The sequence below is a fragment of the Gloeothece verrucosa PCC 7822 genome, assembly GCF_000147335.1.
GTDB classification, from domain to species: Bacteria; Cyanobacteriota; Cyanobacteriia; order Cyanobacteriales; family Microcystaceae; genus Gloeothece; species Gloeothece verrucosa.
Map to the genome: position 1 here is coordinate 4,783,262 of NC_014501.1, position 19,428 is coordinate 4,802,689.

General features: G+C 41.1%; 15 protein-coding genes. 11 read left to right on the forward strand and 4 right to left on the reverse strand.

What is annotated here, in order from left to right; translation table 11 throughout:
- Positions 1-34: 34 nt before the first annotated feature.
- Entirely contained in the window at positions 35-847 is an 813-nt protein-coding gene (locus tag CYAN7822_RS21300; RefSeq protein WP_013324321.1) for a creatininase family protein, read from the forward strand.
- Between the two features lie 209 nt (positions 848-1,056).
- Here CYAN7822_RS21300 and CYAN7822_RS34765 read toward each other — a convergent pair whose 3' ends face one another.
- The 3 genes from CYAN7822_RS34765 to CYAN7822_RS21310 all read right to left on the reverse strand — a co-directional run bounded on the left by CYAN7822_RS34765 (position 1,057) and on the right by CYAN7822_RS21310 (position 2,904).
- Positions 1,057-1,866 carry a hypothetical protein gene (locus tag CYAN7822_RS34765; protein WP_157871833.1) on the reverse strand — a complete coding sequence of 270 codons (810 nt, stop codon included), beginning with the start codon at positions 1,864-1,866 and terminating at the stop codon, positions 1,057-1,059.
- Positions 1,867-2,112: 246 nt separating this feature from the next.
- Complete coding sequence (locus tag CYAN7822_RS34770; RefSeq protein ID WP_157871834.1) at positions 2,113-2,304, reverse strand: TRM11 family methyltransferase; 192 nt, start codon at positions 2,302-2,304, stop codon at positions 2,113-2,115.
- Between the two features lie 405 nt (positions 2,305-2,709).
- Entirely contained in the window at positions 2,710-2,904 is a 195-nt protein-coding gene (locus CYAN7822_RS21310; RefSeq protein WP_013324322.1) for a heavy-metal-associated domain-containing protein, read from the reverse strand.
- A gap of 565 nt (positions 2,905-3,469) precedes the next feature.
- Between CYAN7822_RS21310 and CYAN7822_RS21320 the strand changes: the two genes are divergently transcribed.
- The 9 genes from CYAN7822_RS21320 to CYAN7822_RS21360 all read left to right on the forward strand — a co-directional run bounded on the left by CYAN7822_RS21320 (position 3,470) and on the right by CYAN7822_RS21360 (position 17,226).
- Positions 3,470-5,233 (forward strand): S8 family peptidase, encoded by a 1,764-nt coding sequence (locus tag CYAN7822_RS21320; RefSeq protein ID WP_013324323.1) that lies wholly within the window; start codon positions 3,470-3,472, stop codon positions 5,231-5,233.
- On the forward strand, positions 5,230-5,454 hold the full coding sequence (locus CYAN7822_RS21325) for a hypothetical protein (protein WP_013324324.1): 225 nt from the start codon (positions 5,230-5,232) through the stop codon (positions 5,452-5,454). Before CYAN7822_RS21320 ends, CYAN7822_RS21325 begins: the two co-directional genes overlap by 4 nt.
- Positions 5,455-5,939: 485 nt before the next feature.
- Positions 5,940-7,388 carry a HAMP domain-containing methyl-accepting chemotaxis protein gene (locus CYAN7822_RS21330; protein ID WP_013324325.1) on the forward strand — a complete coding sequence of 483 codons (1,449 nt, stop codon included), beginning with the start codon at positions 5,940-5,942 and terminating at the stop codon, positions 7,386-7,388.
- 56 nt (positions 7,389-7,444) lie between these two features.
- Complete coding sequence (locus tag CYAN7822_RS21335; protein WP_013324326.1) at positions 7,445-10,111, forward strand: hybrid sensor histidine kinase/response regulator; 2,667 nt, start codon at positions 7,445-7,447, stop codon at positions 10,109-10,111.
- Positions 10,112-10,124: 13 nt separating this feature from the next.
- The gene (locus CYAN7822_RS21340; protein ID WP_013324327.1) at positions 10,125-11,573 is read left to right on the forward strand and encodes a methyl-accepting chemotaxis protein; all 1,449 of its coding nucleotides are present in this window, start codon (positions 10,125-10,127) and stop codon (positions 11,571-11,573) included.
- Positions 11,574-11,938: 365 nt separating this feature from the next.
- Positions 11,939-13,387: a methyl-accepting chemotaxis protein gene (locus tag CYAN7822_RS21345; protein WP_013324328.1), complete on the forward strand. Its 1,449-nt coding sequence runs from the start codon at positions 11,939-11,941 to the stop codon at positions 13,385-13,387.
- Between the two features lie 95 nt (positions 13,388-13,482).
- A complete protein-coding gene (cheB, locus tag CYAN7822_RS21350) occupies positions 13,483-14,571 on the forward strand; it encodes a chemotaxis-specific protein-glutamate methyltransferase CheB (protein WP_013324329.1) in 1,089 nt (362 codons plus the stop codon).
- A complete protein-coding gene (locus tag CYAN7822_RS37835; RefSeq protein ID WP_013324330.1) occupies positions 14,568-16,115 on the forward strand; it encodes a CheR family methyltransferase in 1,548 nt (515 codons plus the stop codon). Before cheB ends, CYAN7822_RS37835 begins: the two co-directional genes overlap by 4 nt.
- A 64-nt stretch (positions 16,116-16,179) precedes the next feature.
- The gene (locus tag CYAN7822_RS21360; RefSeq protein ID WP_013324331.1) at positions 16,180-17,226 is read left to right on the forward strand and encodes a chemotaxis protein CheW; all 1,047 of its coding nucleotides are present in this window, start codon (positions 16,180-16,182) and stop codon (positions 17,224-17,226) included.
- Here the strand turns inward: CYAN7822_RS21360 and CYAN7822_RS21365 are convergent.
- Entirely contained in the window at positions 17,223-18,056 is an 834-nt protein-coding gene (locus tag CYAN7822_RS21365) for a lysophospholipid acyltransferase family protein (RefSeq protein ID WP_013324332.1), read from the reverse strand. The genes CYAN7822_RS21360 and CYAN7822_RS21365 overlap by 4 nt on opposite strands.
- Before the next feature lie 77 nt (positions 18,057-18,133).
- Here CYAN7822_RS21365 and CYAN7822_RS21370 point away from each other — a divergent pair, with 77 nt between their 5' ends.
- Positions 18,134-19,288 carry a DUF58 domain-containing protein gene (locus CYAN7822_RS21370; protein ID WP_013324333.1) on the forward strand — a complete coding sequence of 385 codons (1,155 nt, stop codon included), beginning with the start codon at positions 18,134-18,136 and terminating at the stop codon, positions 19,286-19,288.
- Positions 19,289-19,428 lie beyond the last annotated feature (140 nt).

Below are 19,428 nucleotides of genomic sequence, written 5' to 3' on the forward strand. Positions count from 1 at the left end.
GCATAACTAACTATTTTTTGGACTAACTTTGGCGATGATGCACGGTTTTATTCCTCCAAAGCGTTTTTTTCCTTATCTAACCTGGACAGATATTCAGGCCATGCCAGATAAGGAAAATGTGGTGATTATTCAGCCTGTGGGTGCTATTGAACAACATGGGCCCCATTTACCGATTATTGTTGATTCGGCTATCAGTATGGGAGTCTTGGGAAAGGCACTGTTAAAATTAGATGCTGAAATTCCGGCTTATGCTTTACCCTGTTTATATTATGGAAAATCTAACGAACATTGGCATTTTCCAGGCACTATTACCCTCAGCGCCCAAACCTTGTTATCGGTTATCCAAGAAATGGCCCAGAGTCTCTATCGTTCAGGTTTCCGTAAATTGGTATTGATGAATTCTCACGGGGGGCAACCCCAAATTATGGAAATTGCCGCTAGAGACCTACACCAGCAATATCCCGATTTTAGCGTTTTTCCTCTGTTTACCTGGCGAGTTCCTCATATTGCTAAAGAATTACTCACCCCTCAAGAGTTAGAATATGGTATCCATGCAGGAGATGCTGAAACGAGTATTTTGCTCTCTTTGTTGCCGGAACAAGTCAAAATGGATCAGGCCGTCAAGGAATATCCCCAAGGTTTACCGGCAGATAGTTTGCTCTCTATGGAAGGAAAGTTACCTTTTGCTTGGTTGACAGCCGAGTTAAGCCAAAGCGGCGTGATGGGAGATGCTACTGCCGCCAGCCGCGAAAAAGGGGATCGTCTTCTCGAATCTGTTAGTAATGGATGGGTTCAAGTGATTAAAGATGTTTATCAGTTTCGCCAACCTAAGCGGCACAAAGGTTAAATAGATAAATTCCCTGACCCTGAAGGGTCGGGCTATACGGACAAAGCCTGCCTACGCAGGCTTCAATATTTAATATTTATTAATAACAAATAATTTAGCCCGCTCCTGCGGGCTTCGTTCGTGTAGCTGCACCCTTCAGGGTGGCAGCGTTTGGGAATATGAAACAGCCCTGCCCTTGATAAGGGGGGAACAGTTTCAACGCTCATGTCCTAATCTATACTTCGATTGCTATATTTTTCTAAAACCACTATAGTATCATGTTTGATTGTGCCTGCCCAATTCACATTTCTAGGAAGATTTAATTTTCGATTTTTAAGCAATAGATGAAATTGAAAATTTTGTCGAAATCCGACTTCGCAGGCTAATTCAGTTAATAGCTGTGCTACCGGAATATCAACGCCACAAATTTTATTGACATCTCCTATAGAAAAGCAATAATATCCTCCAAATTTAAGACAGTTAAAGCTTTTCATTAAGTGGTTTTTCATATCTAAAAAATATTGATAAACCACTCTCGATCTCAGTTGATTTTGTCCTTTTGAAGCTTGATAATTTTTGCAAAAATAAATATTTTCTATTAACTTATCAAGATAGGCATTTCCAGTTATCCCTAACTCTTGACAGGCTTTTCTGTCTAATCTCTCTGTGCCAATTTCCTGAGAATATAAATTTAATCTATCCTGATCATTTTTGACCATCCCTAGCCAATGTAATTCAAATTTAGAAGCCCACACATAATCTATAGCATTAATATAAGGGGGTGAAGTAATGACCGCATCGCATAATTGAGAAGTTTGTATATCTTTAGCATTATTAATAGGAAGTTGATAAGCCTTGTTTAAGTTTTTAACTCGATACTGCCATTCGCTGATGGCTTCAATTGCTTTATCAACATAAAACTTAAAATATTGATAGACATCTTGACGAGAACGTTTGGGAATTTGTTCTATATGAGAACGTTTTGCCGCTAAAATCATCCCATCATTCATATCTGAGGTTTTTCTAACCGTTGAAGCCAAAGCCAACCAAAGAATAGGCTGTAATGATTCAGGGATTGTTAAAATCTGTTCTCGAAGAATTTCTAAACCTTCTTGAACCTGTTTTTGAAACCAAAAATCTTTATTTTTAAACTTAATTGTACAGGGAGAATACTGTTGAGCAGTCGCTTTAATTATAATTTTAGAAGCGGCTTCTAAAACTTCTTGTACATCAATGGGCGTGGTTTTTACCTGACAAATTAAACGACTTAAAGGATGATAGTCTAGCTAGTAAACCGATGCTCCATAAAGAAGACTTTCAAGAATCGTTGTTCCCGAGCCTGCAAAAGGTTCTAAAATAGTAAAAGAACGAGTTCCATATTTATGTAAAAACCAGCGACTAATTTCTGGAATAGATTTAGCTGGTTGAAATCCGAGCGAGTAAATTTTTAGAGGAGAATTTGGTGTTAGAAGTAACAAAAATTTTAAATGCAGCAATAAGGTTTGTGGATGGTTAGGCGATGCAGATAGAAACGGTGCAGAAATGATTAGACTTTGGGGCTGCTCAGTAACTCAGCCTAGAGGTTCTCAAATATTGTCTTGTACGATATCTGAAGGGCTACTGAAAGCCCCGCACACAGCGTAGCGACGTGCGTGGGTAATTTACCTTCTATAGATAAATATGAATTGTTTGATTCTGAAGCAGGGAATAAACCAAGTTGCTCAATCCTCATGACTGATTAGCACTGAGTACAAAAGCTGATCTTAACAAGTTCACTAAAATTATATAGCAATCCTCCTTTTTATGTAATACTGTCTTTAATTGCTATAGAGACGTTGTCGGCAACATCTCTATTTTTTTGCCGGAAAAACTCGGCGCTTGATTTATTCTATTGTGTGACCGGTTGCTGTAATGGCTTGTTTGATAGATTCTTCTGACGCTTTGGCTTCCACTGCAACGGTTTTTGCCTCAACATCAACCTTTACATTAGCTTCTGGTTCCACTGTTTTGATCGCTTTAGTAATGGTATCTGCACAACCGGAACAGGCAATACTGGGTACTTTTAATTCTAATGCCATAACTCTTGAATACAATTTTCACTTGACTGATATCTTCACTATAGCAAATAATAAGTTCCCTATCCAATATTTATTTATATTGCAGAATCCGAAGAATTTTCGGGGAAATTTAACAATCAAAAATATAACTTAAGATAGAGTATTTAAATTTGCATCTCACCCATTTTTGCTGATGACAGAAAAAGCTTTGACACTTTTGGTGAAATTCTTTATTTTCAATTTGACAAATTTCTTTGATGGTTTAATGATAGGTGATCGGAGTTGTTCGAGAATTCAACCGAAAAAATAATTAACACTTTTTTGGGGTCTTATCAGTATTTAGACGTAACTGAAAAACATGATGTTAAAAAATATAAACTTGACAAACCCTTAACAGTATGGCTGATGACGGGTTTTTTTTGTTTCCTATTTGACGGTGGATGGGTTATGCTAGTAGTCAAACTAGCACCAAAAGATAAAATTATGCTCTAGGAGGAATGTAAAGAAAATAAGTCTTTGCCACTAGATGTTAACGAAACAAAAGTAAAGTTAAACACTGAATTTGAGCCGGGTAGGTAGCTTAAAGATGAAGAAGTTTTTGTTACTGTGCTTATTTATCATAGGAGTAGGATTTGCCCTATTCAATTTTAAAGGATTAGCCAATAAGGGAGAATATGACTCGGTTGTGCTAAATTTTCGAGAAGATATTCCGACGGCTGTTATTAGTCAACAATTAGACGCACTCGCGTCAAAATACAAAAAAACAGCCAGCCTCAACAGTATATTTTCGGTGGACGGAAATGTTTATACTGTCAGTGGGGATAAAGCCTTTATAACGGCTCTACGCAACTCTTCTTTGAAAGAATATGTAGAGTATATTGAACCTAACTATATATATAGTGCCTTAGAAGTGCCCAACGACCCAGACTACAGCAAACAGTGGAACTTCCGCAGTATTAATGTAGAAAAGGCATGGGATGAAACCCAAGGCGAAGGAATAACCGTTGCGGTGATCGATACAGGCGTGAGTCGAGTACCCGACTTAGAAGAAACAGAATTTGTCGAAGGATACGACTTTGTTAATGACAAGAACGATGCAACAGACGACAATGGGCACGGAACTCATGTAGCCGGAACCATTGCCCAATCCACCAATAATAATTATGGGGTAGCCGGCATCGCTTACAAAGCCAAAATCATGCCGCTAAAAGTCTTATCGGCCGGCGGAGGAGGAACCGTGGCCGATATTGCCGAAGCGATCCGTTTTGCCGCCGATCATGGGGCAGATGTCATTAATATGAGTTTAGGGGGCGGAGGCGAAAGCGAATTAATGGAGCAAGCCATTGATTATGCTTATAGTAAAGGAGTAGTGATCATTGCGGCTGCCGGCAACTCCGGTGACAATGCCTCATCCTACCCTGCCCGTTATCCTAAAGTGATCAGCGTAGCCGCTTTGGATGCCGCCGGCAATAAAGCCTCTTATTCTAATTTTGGCGCAGGGGTTGATATTTCGGCTCCTGGAGGGGATGAACTCGCAGAGATTTTACAAGAAACCATTGACCCTCAAACCGGCAAAGCCGCTTGGGTAGGATTACACGGAACCAGTATGGCCTCTCCCCACGTAGCCGCCGTAGCCGCCTTAATTAAAGCTGAAGGCATATCCGATCCCCAAGAAATCCTCGAGGTTCTCTTACAATCTTCTCGTAAAATCACTGAAGATCCCTTTAACTATTATGGTGCCGGTCAATTAGATGCAGCCGCATCAGTAGAATTAGCCCACAAAGGCAAAATTTCCTTGCGTCACTTTTTCCGTTGGTTACGGGATAATGGCTATCTAAGCCTCCGTTTTTGGTTCGATGGCGGCGCAGTGGCCTTAATGCCCAAAATTTTGATGATCGTGGGTTCTTATTTATTGGCCTGGTTTTTACGCACTTATTTACCCTTCGCCTTGCCGTTGAATTTCGGTTTGATTATGGGTAGTACAGGCTTGTTTTTCTTACGAGGATTTTATGTGTTTGATTTACCTCAATGGCCTTTCCGACTCATGGGAAGTTCCATTCCTGAATTAGGCAGTATTATTCAGGGAAGTCCTCTATTAAACCCGATTGTTGCCAGTGTGTTAATTCCTTTTGGCTTGATTGCTCTATTCTTAGGACATGAAAAGTTAAAATGGTTTGCCATCGGGACTACTCTAGGGGTTGCCTCTTGTTTAGCAGTCAGTGCGGCTATCGATCCCGGTTTACAATGGATCGCCTCACCAGAGATTGCTCGCATCTTTTTAGGCATTAATGCCTTACTCTGCTTCGGGTTAGCTTTTTTGGCCAGTAGAGGAGAATTGAAACTGTCATGAGTATTACTCTAAGGGGGAAAATTGAACGCAAGTCCCTGGGAATGGGGGCTTGGGCCTTAGTCACTGAAGAAGGAAAGACTTATGAATTAAAAGACCCTCCTTCACAATTGAAGAAAGATCAGGCTAAGGTTCAGGTGACCGGAAACGTTCGAGATGATGTCATGACTATTGCCATGATAGGCCCTGTATTAGAGGTGACATCGTTTGAAGTTTTAGATTAGGAAGAGTCTGAGGAGGTGGGCCTTTGTGTCCACCTCATTTTTTTTGTTTCGCGCAAAGAGTCCGCCAAGATGTAGCTTGGTGAAGACCTACTGAGAATTTACCTTTAGATACCCAAAAAGCGAGTTTTCTTTTTATTTTTAAGAGAGCCTTGTCGGCTTAACTTTTCTTCATATCCTGAAGGACATTTTTGTGCAGGGATACGAGGGCGAAGCGCTTATATCTTTATCTAAATAACGCCGACTAAATCTTCACAATTTAATTAGATTTCCCGAAAAAAAAGATTGTTAGTTTTGAGAAATTTTTGGGAATACTATAATTGTCAAGGAAAAATGAGCTTAACTCATCAGACCGGTGATAAATGAATATATATTACTAGCTCAATAAATTGTCAAAATTAGTTACATTTATTTACGAAAAATGAAAAAAAAGTTTACACCCAAACAAATTCCAAAAACCTGAAAAGATCACAAGGAGAGAAGAAAAAATGAAATTAATGAGTAAAATACAATTAGCAATTGCTTTTCCGGCAGGCTTTTTAGTAGTAGTGGGATTGTGGTCAACTTGGGGATTTTGGAAAATTAATCATCAAGTAGCAACGATTTATGATGATCGAGTGGTTCCTTTAAAACAGTTAAAAATTATTTCTGATGAATATGGTTTGGATGTGGTCGATCAAGTGAATAAAGTTCATGCCGGAACCATCAGCTTAAATCAGGCTCTTAGCAATATTAAAGCCGCGCAAAAAAAAATTGAGGAAAACTGGAAAGCTTATCGACAAACTTACCTCACCGAAGAAGAAGAAAAACTCGCCGCCCAAGCCGAACAACTGTTTAAAGCCGCCAATGCACAAATCAGCGAAATACTCGTCGCTTTAGCATCAGGAAATGCCGCTCAAGTTGCTCAATTTGACGGTCCCCTGTACCAATATATCGATCCTCTCAGCGCAAAAATACAACAATTGAGTGATCTACAGCTAGAAGTAGCCCAAGAAGAACGAGCAAAAGCGACAGGAATCTTTTTGTTGATGACTAGCGTTCTCATTGTTTTGAGTGTGGCTACCATCGTAATCGTATTGCTACCCATTAGACTCTTCGTCAATCGCTTAATCGTCGCCACATTAAGAGATACAGTTAACACCGTCGCGCAAACCTCCACAGAAATCGCCACAGCCACCGAAGAACAAGAACGACTCGCTGAAAGACAAGCCTCCTCGGTTAACAAAACCACAACCACAATGGATGAACTGAAAATATCATCCCAACAATCGGCTCAACAAGCTTTTACTGCCGCTCAGGGTGCCCAACAAGTGCTACAACTTTCTCATGAAGGCAGACAAGCGGTAGCCCAAACCCTAGCCGGCATGGAAGACTTAAAAGAAAAAGTCGGCAGCATTAGCAGTGCGATCGCCTTTCTCAATCAACAACTTTCCCAAATCGATACCTATCAACAAGTGGTTGCTGAAATAGCCGATCAAACCAATATGTTAGCCCTAAACGCTTCTGTAGAAGCCGTGCGAGCCGGAGAACAAGGCAAAGGTTTTGGGGTAGTGGCGGCGGAAATTCGTAAATTAGCCGAAGGCAGCAAACAATCAGCCGAAAAAATTAATAATTTAGTAGCTGAAATTCAAAGAGCCTTTACGAACACTGTAAAAGCCACTCAATCCGGTTCACAAACCGTTGAAGAAGAATTAACAGGGCTGCAAAACATGGCTGCAACCTTTAGCAGCGTTGCTAATGCTGTGGACGAAGTCGCCGTTAGTGTACAACAAATTTCTCTCAATGCTAAACAACAAGCAGTAGGGGTTGAACAAGTGGTTGATGAAATGAACCTACTCAACCAAGCGGCTGCCCAAACGGCAAGCGGCATCACACAAACCAAAGTAGGAACCCAAAAACTCAATGAGAAAGCCAATGAACTCAAAGCAATGGTGTGAAGGCAGAACCCATGACTAATAACCAATAACTAATAACCTAATGGCTAGAAACGATTATGATTGAAGACGAAGAACTGCGCGAAGTATATGAGATTTCCGGTAAAGAGCATCTACAAAACCTAGAAGCTCTTTTGCTGGAATTAGAAAAAAAACCCGACTCTGAGGTAGTGCTACAAACCTTACTCAGAGAAGCTCACAGTCTCAAAGGAGATTCTCGAGTAACCGGCGTTAGAAGCGTTGAAATGCTCTCCCATAAACTCGAAGAAATTCTCGGAAGTATTAAAAGCCAGGACATAACCCTAACGCCAGCTATTAGTGATAGTCTCTATCGGACTGTGGACGCAATGCGAAAATTAGTCCATGAAGCCGTCACCGATGAACCGAGTGGAGTCGATGTAGAGCAACTCCTAGCGCATTTATCCCCAAAACCCCAAGAGCAAGCCCCTATTCCTCACACAAACGGAAACGGGAATGGAAATGGCTCAAAAAACAGCAATAATTGGTTTATTCAAGATGAAGATTTACGGGATATCTATAAACTATCGAGTGAAGAACACTTGAGCAAACTCAAAGCCGGCTTACAGGTATTAGAAAAACATCCCTTTGATGAAAACTCTATAGAAGCATTATTACAAGAAGCACAAAGCTTTGAGTTAGATTCTCGCATAGTCGGACGACAAGATTTAGAAAGCCTCATTCACAAAGTTGAGGAAGTTCTAGAACGAGTCAAAGGTCATGAAATTGCCTTTACCGCCGCGAGTAACCGTCTCAACCAAGGATTAGAAGCCATCGCCCTTTTAGTTAAAGAGGCCGTCACCGGTGAACCCAGTGGTATAGACCCCAATGGCATAGTACAACTCTTAAGCGCACTACTCACACCCGGCAAAAAACCTCAGCCCTCTCCTCCTGCCTCAAAACCGCCGCAACAAAAAGCCGCACCGGCACCCGAGGTAGAAAGCTTGCAGGCCGTACAAGGGATAACAGTACCCAGTGAACCCTATCGTATTGATACCCTTCGGGTTAATGTGCGCCACCTAGACTCATTAATGACCCAAGCGGGAGAATTAACGGTAACCAAAACCCGTTTAGCCCATGCCAGTGAGGAAATCCGCGAATTAACGACCCTCTGGGAAGAATGGAAACCGCGACTCGGACAGCGTGAGCGGCACAAATGGGGAGGCAGACTGCAAAGCTCTTGGGAACGCTTAGACGGCATTATTAACCATCTTTCCGCGATTGCGCCTGAAAACCAGACGCGATTAGACCTGATTTCTCGAGAATTAGATGATCGGGTTCGTACCCTAAGATTATTACCCTTATCCACCGTTTTTAACCTATTCCCTCGCTTTGTGAGAGACTTAGGCAAAGAACAGGGCAAACAGGTAGAGTTAGTCATAGAAGGGGGAGACATTCAAGTTGATAAACAAATTCTCGAAGAAATCAAAGACCCCCTCCTGCATTTGCTCCGTAATGCTATAGATCACGGCATTGAAACCCCAGAAGAACGCCAACAGATGGCCAAACCCCTGTTAGGAAAAATCTGGCTGCGAGGTTATAGACGAGGAAGTAATATTGTCATCGAAGTAGCCGATGATGGACGGGGATTAGATGTAGAAGAAATTAAACAAACGGCCATTAAGCGCAAACTTTACCGCCCTGAAGAATTAGCCAATTTAACCCCAACTCAATTAAAGTATTTAATTTTTACCCCAGGGTTCTCTACCCGAACCTTTATCACAGAAATCTCTGGCCGAGGAGTCGGGTTAGATGTAGTCCGTACTAATGTCGAACGACTCAAAGGGAATATTCAACTCGAGTCAATTCCTGATCATGGTTGCACATTTCGGATGCAAATGCGAAGTTCTGTTGCAACTTTACAGGTGATGTTAGTCACCGTTAATGGAATCATCCACGCCATTCCTTTAGAATTCGTTCGACAAACTTTATTAGTGAGTCCTGAAGATATCTATACCTTAGAAGGACGGCCCACGATTTCCCTAAAAGATGAAGCCATTTCTGTGGCCAAAATGGGGGAAGTGTTGGAATTACCCGAGGTGATTTCCGGAATCAGTGCAAAAAAACGGTCTTTAAAAAAAGAACGGTTCATTTCCCTGGTGGTGTTGAAAGTCGAATCAGACCAATTAGCACTGATCATCGATGATTTATTAGAAGTTCTCGATGTAGTCATTAAACCCCAAAGCGACATTTTAAAACGGGTACGCAATATCATCGGCGCAACCATTTTGGGGACTGGGGATGTTTGTATGATTATTAATCCACCTGACATCCTCAAGTCTGTGGCCAAATCCGATATTGCTGTAGTCGAATCTGAAACGGAAAAAGAAGCAGAAAGCGTCGTTAAACCGGTCATTCTCTTAACCGAAGATTCCATCGCCGTTCGTACTCAAGAAAAACGCATTCTTGAAAAAGCCGGTTATGAAGTCGTGGTTGCTGTGGATGGTATGGATGGCTACAACAAGCTGAGAACTCGGGACTTTGATGCAGTTATTTCTGACGTACAAATGCCCAATATGGATGGCTTAGAATTTGTCGCTAAAATTCGACAGCATCCCGAATATCGAGAACTTCCCGTTATTCTCGTGACTTCTTTAGCATCCGAAGACGATAAGCGTCGGGGAGCTTCTGCCGGGGCAAACGCCTATATTGTCAAAGATCAATTCAACCAAGAAATGTTACTAGAAACTTTAGAAAGACTTGTCTAGGAGGACAAAAATTATGAGTATTTTAGATACCAAAAAACTACAAAATCGCATTTTCTTAGGCTATACTGTCCCCATTGCTATTATGGTGCTAGTAGGAACCATTACTGGAGTCAGTGTCATCAATTTAAAAAGTTTAAGTAATGATGTGGCACGCACCAACAAAGTGTTAATTGGCGTTCAACAAACGGATTTGGCCCTTAACCGCATGGTTCGCAATGTCAGAGGTCAAGCTTTGTTTCCGGCTGATCCAACTTATCGGGATGCTTATAACGAAGGACAACAAAATTTTAAAGATATCATTGATGAGGTAGAAAGCGACATTAAAGACCCTCAACAAAAAGAAAACTGGAGCAATTTTCATAACGAAGCCGAAAATATTGCCAAGTTGAGTGATGATATCGTGGCTTTATTCTCTCAAGGAAAAGTCAAAGATGCCATCAATAAAACTCAAGACCTGAGAATGGTTGATTTGGCAAAATTGTATGATAAAATCCGCGATCGCCAAGAGGAAATCATCGGAGATATAGAAAAGAAACAAGGTACAGCAGAAATGGTTGTGGCCACCAGTTTAATTTTAGGCACTATCATTGCTGCGGTAGGGACTTTAATTTTAGCTATTTGGATTTCTAAAGCCGCCACCGGGCAAATCCGAAAATCGGCTCATGAAATTACCACCGCTTCCTCGGAAATCGCCACCACGATGGAAGAACAAGAACGCACCGCTAATCAACAAGCCGCTTCGGTTAATGAAACCACCACGACTATGGATGAATTAGGGGCATCTTCGAGAACTTCTGAAGAACAAGCTGAATCTGCTGCTAAAGCGGCTCAAGAAGTGCTAGAATTAGCCCGCCGAGGCAATCAAGCCGTAGCAGAAACCGTTGCCTCTATGATGGACCTCAGAGGTAAAGTCGCCGCTATTGCTGATCAAACAGTTCGCCTCAGTGAACAAACCAATTTAATCGGTAATATATCTGAATTAGTCAGTGATTTAGCACAACAAACCAATATGTTAGCCCTTAATGCTTCAGTAGAAGCTGTGCGTGCGGGAGAACATGGTCAAGGTTTTGCTATTGTCGCCGAAGAAATCCGCAAATTAGCCGATCAAAGTAAACAATCTGCCGGCAAAATTAGTTCTCTGGTGTCTGATATTCAAAACGCCATCAACACAACGGTGATGGTTACTGATGAAGGCACTAAAACCGTTAATGCAGGCATGAATGTCACTGAAAGAACGGCTCAAGCTTTTAGCGGCGTTGTGGAAGCGGTTAATAATGTCGCCATGAATTCTCAACAAATTGCCCTCAATATCAGACAACAAAGTCGGGCAGTGCAACAAGTCTTAGCGGCTATGGATAGCATTAACCAAGGGGCACAACAAAGCGCAACCGGCATCACTCAAATTAAAACCGGAACCCATCAACTAAACAAAACTGCCATAGAATTGCAAGAAATTGTTTAAATTTAGCCATGAATCATCACTCATTAACGACCTAGACATCATTAATGTCGATGATCTAACAAAATGTAAAATTCCCTAGTGATTCCTGGCTGCTGCTTATTGATCATTTTAATTCGTCTAATTTTTCCGATTTTTAAACCCAACTAACGAGGATAAAACCCTGCCGGTGATGATTTTAATTGTTTCAAAAATTTTCTATTGATAACAGCCAAATAAAAGGTTAGTAAATTTTAAAAATATTACCTAATGGTTCCTGTTTATCCTGTAAAGTATTGAGCAATTAATAGCAGTTTTAAAACATGAGGAGTGAATGAATTTACAAAGAAAAAATAAATAGTCACCCTGATTTATTTCGGAGTAAAAGCATGAGTATTTTCGACATGAATAAACTGCAAAATAGAATCTTCGCCGGCTATGGAATTCCTTTAGTGATTTTGCTGGTTTTAGGCGGAACAACTTTAGGCGCAATGAACTACCGTAACCAATTAAATAAAGAGGTAGAAAACTCTAATGCCAGTATTCAAGCCTTAGATCAATTAGTGATTGGAACCGGTAAGATGGTGCGGGCTATTCGCGGTCAAGTGCTATTTCCCCAAGATGTTTATTATCGAGAAAATTTTCAAAAAGGACTAGAAATTTACCAAGCAGCCGCCAAACAAAGCGATAAACTTTTAACCAATACTGATTACCAAGGGGATTGGCAAGCGATCCTTGACGGCGCTGAGAACATAGAAAAGCAAGGTCAAGAAGTTCTGGATAATATACAAGCCGGGAAAGTTCCTCAAGCGAAAGCGATGGTAGCTGAACTAAAAGTATCATCTTTTGATGAAGCTTATCAGGACTTAGTTGAAAAACAGAAAAAACTGATCGAAACAGATACTAATCGAGAAGAATTCGCTAGTGCGATCACCTCATGGGTGACCATTGGGGGAACGGTTTTAGCCATAGGGGTTTCCGGGGCGGCAGGTTGGATCATTTCCTCGGGAATTAGTCAACAACTGCGAAAAAGCGCCCATGAAATCTCCTCTTCTTCGGCTGAAATTGCGACCACGATGGAACAACAAGAACGCACCGCTAATCAACAAGCCGCGTCGGTTAATGAAACCACCACGACTATGGATGAATTAGGGGCATCTTCGAGAACTTCTGAAGAACAAGCCGAAGCCGCCTCTAAATCCGCTCAAGAGGTGCTAGAATTAGCCCGCCGAGGCAATCAAGCCGTAGAAGAAACCGTTGCCTCTATGATAGACCTCAGAGGTAAAGTCGCCGCTATTGCTGATCAAACAGTTCGCCTTAGTGAACAAACCAATTTAATCGGTAATATATCTGAATTAGTCAGTGATTTAGCGCAACAAACCAATATGTTAGCCCTCAATGCTTCCGTAGAAGCCGTCCGCGCGGGAGAAAATGGCCAAGGTTTTGCTATTGTCGCCGAAGAAATCCGCAAATTAGCCGATCAAAGTAAACAATCTGCCGGCAAAATTAGTTCTCTGGTGTCTGATATTCAAAACGCCATCAACACAACGGTGATGGTTACTGATGAAGGCACTAAAACCGTTAATGCAGGCATGAATGTCACTGAAAGAACGGCTCAAGCTTTTGGCGGCGTTGTGGAAGCGGTCAATAATGTCGCCATGAATTCTCAACAAATTGCCCTCAATATCAGACAACAAAGTCGGGCAGTACAACAAGTCTTAGCGGCTATGGATAGCATTAACCAAGGGGCACAACAAAGCGCAACCGGCATCACTCAAATTAAAACCGGAACCCACCAACTTAAGCAAACTGCAACAGACTTACAAGCCATTATTTGAATTTAGTCATTAGTCATTAGTGATGAGTCATTAGGACCTTTAACCATCGACCCTTGACAATTGACTACTGACCACTAACCCCAGATCCGTGATCTATGACTATCAAAGTTCTTTTAGTAGAAGATTCACCCGTTGCCCTCACTGTCCTCAAGCGTATCTTAAATGAGCCGCCGCTAGTAGAGGTAGTAGGTACAGCCCGCACAGGTATAGAAGCATTAGAACTTATTCCCAAAATCAAGCCTGATGTTATCTGTACTGACCTCCATATGCCGAAAATGGATGGTTTAGAATTAACCCAAGAAGTGATGGAACGCTTTCCTCGTCCGATTTTGGTTATTAGTATTTCCGTACAAGATGAGGACAGACAAAAAGTCTTTAAACTTCTACAAGCCGGGGCAGTGGATGTATTTCCTAAACCCCGTAGTGGACAACTAGAAGACTATGAACAAGTCAAGGATCAATTGCTCAATAAGATTAAGGTACTCGCCGGCGTAAAAGTGTTTACCAAACGCCGCAAGCCTTCTTATTTGAGCGATGGCCCCAATGAAAGACCCCCTCGCCCGCTTGTTGCGACTCCTTCTCTGCCTTCTCCTCCCGCTTCTCCTCCTGCGGCGACAGTTAAATTGGTAGTGATAGGCGCTTCCACAGGAGGTCCTCAAGCACTACAAGAAATTTTTAGTCATTTACCCAGTAATTTTCCGGTTCCTATTCTCTGCGTACAGCATATTAGTGAAGGGTTTTTACAGGGATTTACAGACTGGTTGCAAAATAATTGCGCTTTGCCGATAGAAATTGCTAAAACCGGTAAGATTCCTCAAGCGGGTAAGATTTATCTGCCGCCAGAAAAAGAACAAATGGAGATCGATAAACAGGGTCGCTTTTATTGTTGTAAGGCACCGCCTGTAGATGGTCATTGTCCTTCAGTCACCGTGTTATTTCAATCTGTTGCTCGGGTTTACGGAGCCGGAGTGATTGGAATTCTCTTATCGGGGATGGGGCGTGATGGGGCTGCCGGTTTATTAAGCATTGTCCAAAAAGGCGGCTTTACTATCGCTCAGGATGAATCTACCTGTGTGGTTTTTGGTATGCCTCAAGAAGCAATTAAGTTAAGAGCCGCACATCAAATTTTACCCGTTCAAGACATTGCCCCTTTGCTTGTTAAACGTGTTCAGTATAACTCATGACTACCTCAGAATTTCTCAGTTCAGAACTTAAACAAGAATTTATTGACTTAATTGCCAAACAAACCGGCATAGAAATTAGAGAGCAAAACTATGCAGGCTTGAGTGAAAATATTTACTCTCGCCTGAAAACTCTGAAATTAGACTCTCCTCAAGCCTATTATTATTTGTTGGCAACTCCCAATCACAATAGTGATCAAGAATGGCAGCAATTTGTCTGCTTAATGACCAATAAGGAAAGTTATTTTTTTAGAGACAAAGGACAATTTATACTATTACGAAATAAAATTTTACCCGAACTCATTCAGCGTAAACAAAAAAGTCAACATCTACGGATTTTAAGCGCTGGATGTTCCACCGGACAAGAGCCTTATTCTTTAGCGATTCTTTTGCGGCAAATGATTCCTGATTTTGCCGGTTGGCACATCAAAATTTTAGGAATTGATATCAATCAGGATGCCATCACTCAAGCTCGAAAAGGCGTTTATAATGCTTGGTCATTTCGACAAGTAGATGAGGAAATAAAAGAAAAATATTTTAATTTCACTAATGAGCAATATGAATTAAATCAGTCCATCAAAAGCCTAGTTAAATTTGAAAGAATAAATTTAGCTAAAGATATTTTTCCTCAAATGGATACAGATTTAAGGGATATGGATTTAATTATTTGCCGAAATGTTTTTATTTATTTCACTTATTCGGCTATCGTTAACGTCATAGAAAAATTTTATAATACTTTGCAAATAGGAGGGTATTTACTCACCGGACACGCGGAACTCAGTCCCGAACAGGTAAGAGGGTTTCAGGTTCATCTTTTCCCCGAATCAGTCATTTATCAGAAGCGAGAAAAATGGGTCAGTCAGTCCTCAGTTTCTCATCCGGCTCCCCCTCAAAAAACGGCTTTAGAAAAATTGTCAACTCAGTTGAATAATACCGTTATTCGTCCCCCTCAATTCTCGGAAATAACGGCTTTACCAAAAGCCACAAAACCGCTAGATAAAATTGTCCAAAATCTTGAATCTAAGCCCCAGCCTTCAATTCCACCAACCCCCCTTAAGTCTAGTCTCAAAGACGAGGAGCTTCTTCAAGAAGCTGAAAGTTTAATTGCTGCTAAATCTTATTATTTAGCCAACAAAAAAATTGAAGAGTTTTTATCGATTTCTCCTCGCTCATTTTCGGGACATTATTTATTGGCAAAAATTCAGGCAAACTTAGGCAAACATGAAGCGGCTATACAAGCCTGTAAAAAAGCCATAGAAATCGACTCTTTTTCCGTTGCGCCTTATCACTTATTAGTCCAAATCTCCGAAGAAAAAGGAGACTTAGAAGAAGCCAAAACTCTACTTAAAAAAATTATTTATCTAGAACCCTGTTCGGTTTCAGCTTATCTCAATCTAGCTAACTTATATCAGCAAGAAGGCGATCAAAAACGAAGCGAGAAAATGCAGCAAACCGCTCTAACTATTCTCAAAAAACTTCCCAATGACACCCAAGTACCCGAATTGGGTAATATTACTGTACAAGAGCTTTTAACCCAATTAGAGTAACAGACAAATCTTATCTGTGTTTATCTGGGGACTTTCATTTTAAAAAATTATACAGGAGAAAATCATGCAAAATAATTACTATTTAACCTTTACATTAAATAACCTCTGCTATGGAGTAAACGCCTTAGCAGTAGAAGAAATTTTTTATCTGCCGGAAGTAACACCCATTCCTGAAGCGCCTGCGGATATCGTCGGAATCATTAATTACCGGGGCAAAATTGTCCCCATTATGGACCTTAATCTTCGTTTTGGTTATCAAGCAACCGACTACCAGCTAACAGATAGTATTATCCTCTTAACCTGGAAAGAATTACGAGTAGGAATTATTACCAATCAAGTCCACGAAATCAAAAAAATATTCCCCTCTGAAATTACCACAGAATTATCCCACGACCAAAGCATCATTCCCGTACAACAAGAGAAATTTATCACCGGCATTGCTCGCACAGGTAAAGATTTATCAATAATTCTAGATTTAGAGCGGCTATTACGCTATGTAGAACAGCAAAATATTTTCTCAGAAGAAGCTCCCGAAACAGAAGAAACTGAGCAACCCATCATTAAACCCTCTATCTTTTTTGCTCATGCCACTGCTAAAGAACGGGAAATATTACGCAAAAGAGCCGCAGAACTTCAAGAGTTTATTCAACGCAAAGAAATAAGCGGCGCTAAACCTTTAGCTGTGGTGATGTTAGGAGAAGAATTTTTTGGGGTTGACTTAAAATTAGTGAGGGAATTTATCAAAGTTAGTAAATTAACTCCTATTGCTTGTACGCCGCCGCATATTCTGGGCAATATGAATCTTAGAGGTGAAATACTGACTGTGGTAGATTTGCGAGGATTACTCAATCTGCCCATGAGCGGCATCAATGCGAATTCAAAAGCAATGGTGATTGAGGTAGAAGGAATTGTCGCGGCTATTTTGGTGCAAGGAGTGCGAGACGTGGTACTTTTAGACCCTAAAGAAGTGGTAGAAGTCCCAACCGTGACTCATTCGGTTAATGATGAGTATTTAATTGGGATAACTTCTTATGGGGAAAAAATGATGAGTATTTTAGATTTATCTAAGGCGTTGCTTCACGGAGGGTTAATTGTCGATGAAGCAGTTTAAGAAACAGTCTGGGTTTCTATTGCCTTAACTAATTCATCTAACTGCTGTTGCATTTGCTCAACCACTTGATGATAACAAGCCTCAACATAAGCACGGTTTCGAGAGGCTTTTTGTCCATACTTTTCAAAAACAATCGGAGGACAAACCCGAGTATAAATGGGCACCGGTAAAGGAAGATTCGGTAGCGGGCCGATGCCTAACCCCCAAGGTAACCCTAAATAAATCGGAAATACTTCAGGGTCTAGATTAAATAACCAAGGTATTCCCCATTCATGTAATTGTTTTGCTTGTTCATAACAATCTCCTAGCACAAATAACGTATCATGAGCGCCGTAGGAAATTAAGGGAATAATGGGCACTTCTTCCCGTAAAGCAAGTTTAATAAAGCCTCTACGTTCGGCAAAATTAATTTTATTGCGTTCCCAGTGAGGACGAAAAACATCTTGTGGCCCCCCTGGATAAACTAAAACACTAGCTCCCCGCTCAAAGGCCGCCATCGCCATTTTGGGATGAGCCGCGATGGCCCCTAATTTTTCCATAGCTCTACCGGTTGGGGGACTCACTAGCCAGACTTTGGGGTGCATTAACCCATATACTAAGCGCTCTGTTCCGAAGCGACGAAACCAATCATCAATCATCATAAACATATCCGGAGCGGCTAATCCTCCATTATGAGAACCTACTAATAGAACTTTTCCATCGGGTATATACTGCCAACCATCGGTTTTAACGCGAAAATAGTAGTGGTAGAACCAATCCCAATAAGGGAGAAAGGATTCAATAACTTTAGGGTCTCTTTGTTCGAGTGACCAACCAGGACGATGAATCATTGAGGACTTTTAACGTTTTGAGTTATCAATAAGCCAAAAATGGCTCTATCAGTTATCTTAAATTTTTTCTTTATACTATGAAATTTACTCTCCGATTTGCTGACTGGCTAGAAACCCACTGGGTAACCCCTGCCTATAGCGGCTGGTTATTAATTGCTCTTGCGCTTTGTTTTTTTGGGGCAGCAACGAATACAATGGCGGGATGGTTATATGTTCTATGCGGCTTAATTATGGCTCTGTTGGGAATTAATACTGTGATGGCTAGGGCGGCTCTTGGCCGTTTACAGGTTCGTCGTTCTCCCATTGAACCGGTTAGTGCTGGAGAAGATTTAACGATTAAACTAGATATTGACAACCCTTCCGCTAAAGCCAGTACCCTACTCCAAGTTCAAGAGGTTTTACCCTTTGTTTTAGCTCAAAAACAGCAAACCGCTATAGAAGTCATTGCTCCTGGAAGTACCTATCAATGGGTTTATTATGCCCCTACTGCGGTTCGAGGGGTTTATCGATGGAATGAGGTTAATTTAAGAACAGCGACTCCTTTGGGGTTATGTTGGTATCGTCGCTCTTTGGAAGTGGCGGCTAAAGCGATAGTTTATCCTCAAGTTTTACCATTACTTCGATGTCCTATCATCGATACCATTGGACAGGATGAAAGTATTAAACTTCAAAGCGATCACCGCTATGTGACTGCTACAGAAGGGGTAACTCGGACTTTGCGCCCCTATCGTTATGGTGATCCGATGCGTTTAATTCATTGGCGTACTAGCGCTCGTTTGGGAGAGTTTAAAGTCCGCGAGTTAGAAATGATTACAGGGGGACAAGATTTAATTATTTGCTTAGATAGTGCTTCGAGTTGGCATAAAGAGGTTTTTGAATCAGCAGTTATTGCCGCAGCCTCTTTATATTTTTATGCTAGTCGCGCTCAAATGAATGTTAAATTCTGGACGGCTGGTTCAGGCGTGATTCATGGGAATCGGCTAGTGTTAGAAACTTTAGCAACGGTAGAATCTGAGGAAGAAAAATTGACAGATTCTCTTCCCAATGTATCGTTAGTTTGGTTGACTCAAAATGCCTCAACCCTAGATAGGCTTTCCCTCAATAGTCGTTGGGTTTTCTTTGCTCCTAGTGAAGGCGATAAAATTACTCATCTCATGACTGAGAATTTTTCAGGCTTATTGATTAACCGAGATGAGCCGTTACAACAACAGTTACAGAGAGGGATCAGATAATGGGTTTATTAGTCAATATTTTTGCTCAAATTGAGGGTAAATTTGCCCAATTTTTCGGGTTGTTGGCCCCTCAACTAAAAAAGTGTTAAACTTAACTAAAAATTTACTATTAATGGTATAAACTTTAAGTAATGTAACTT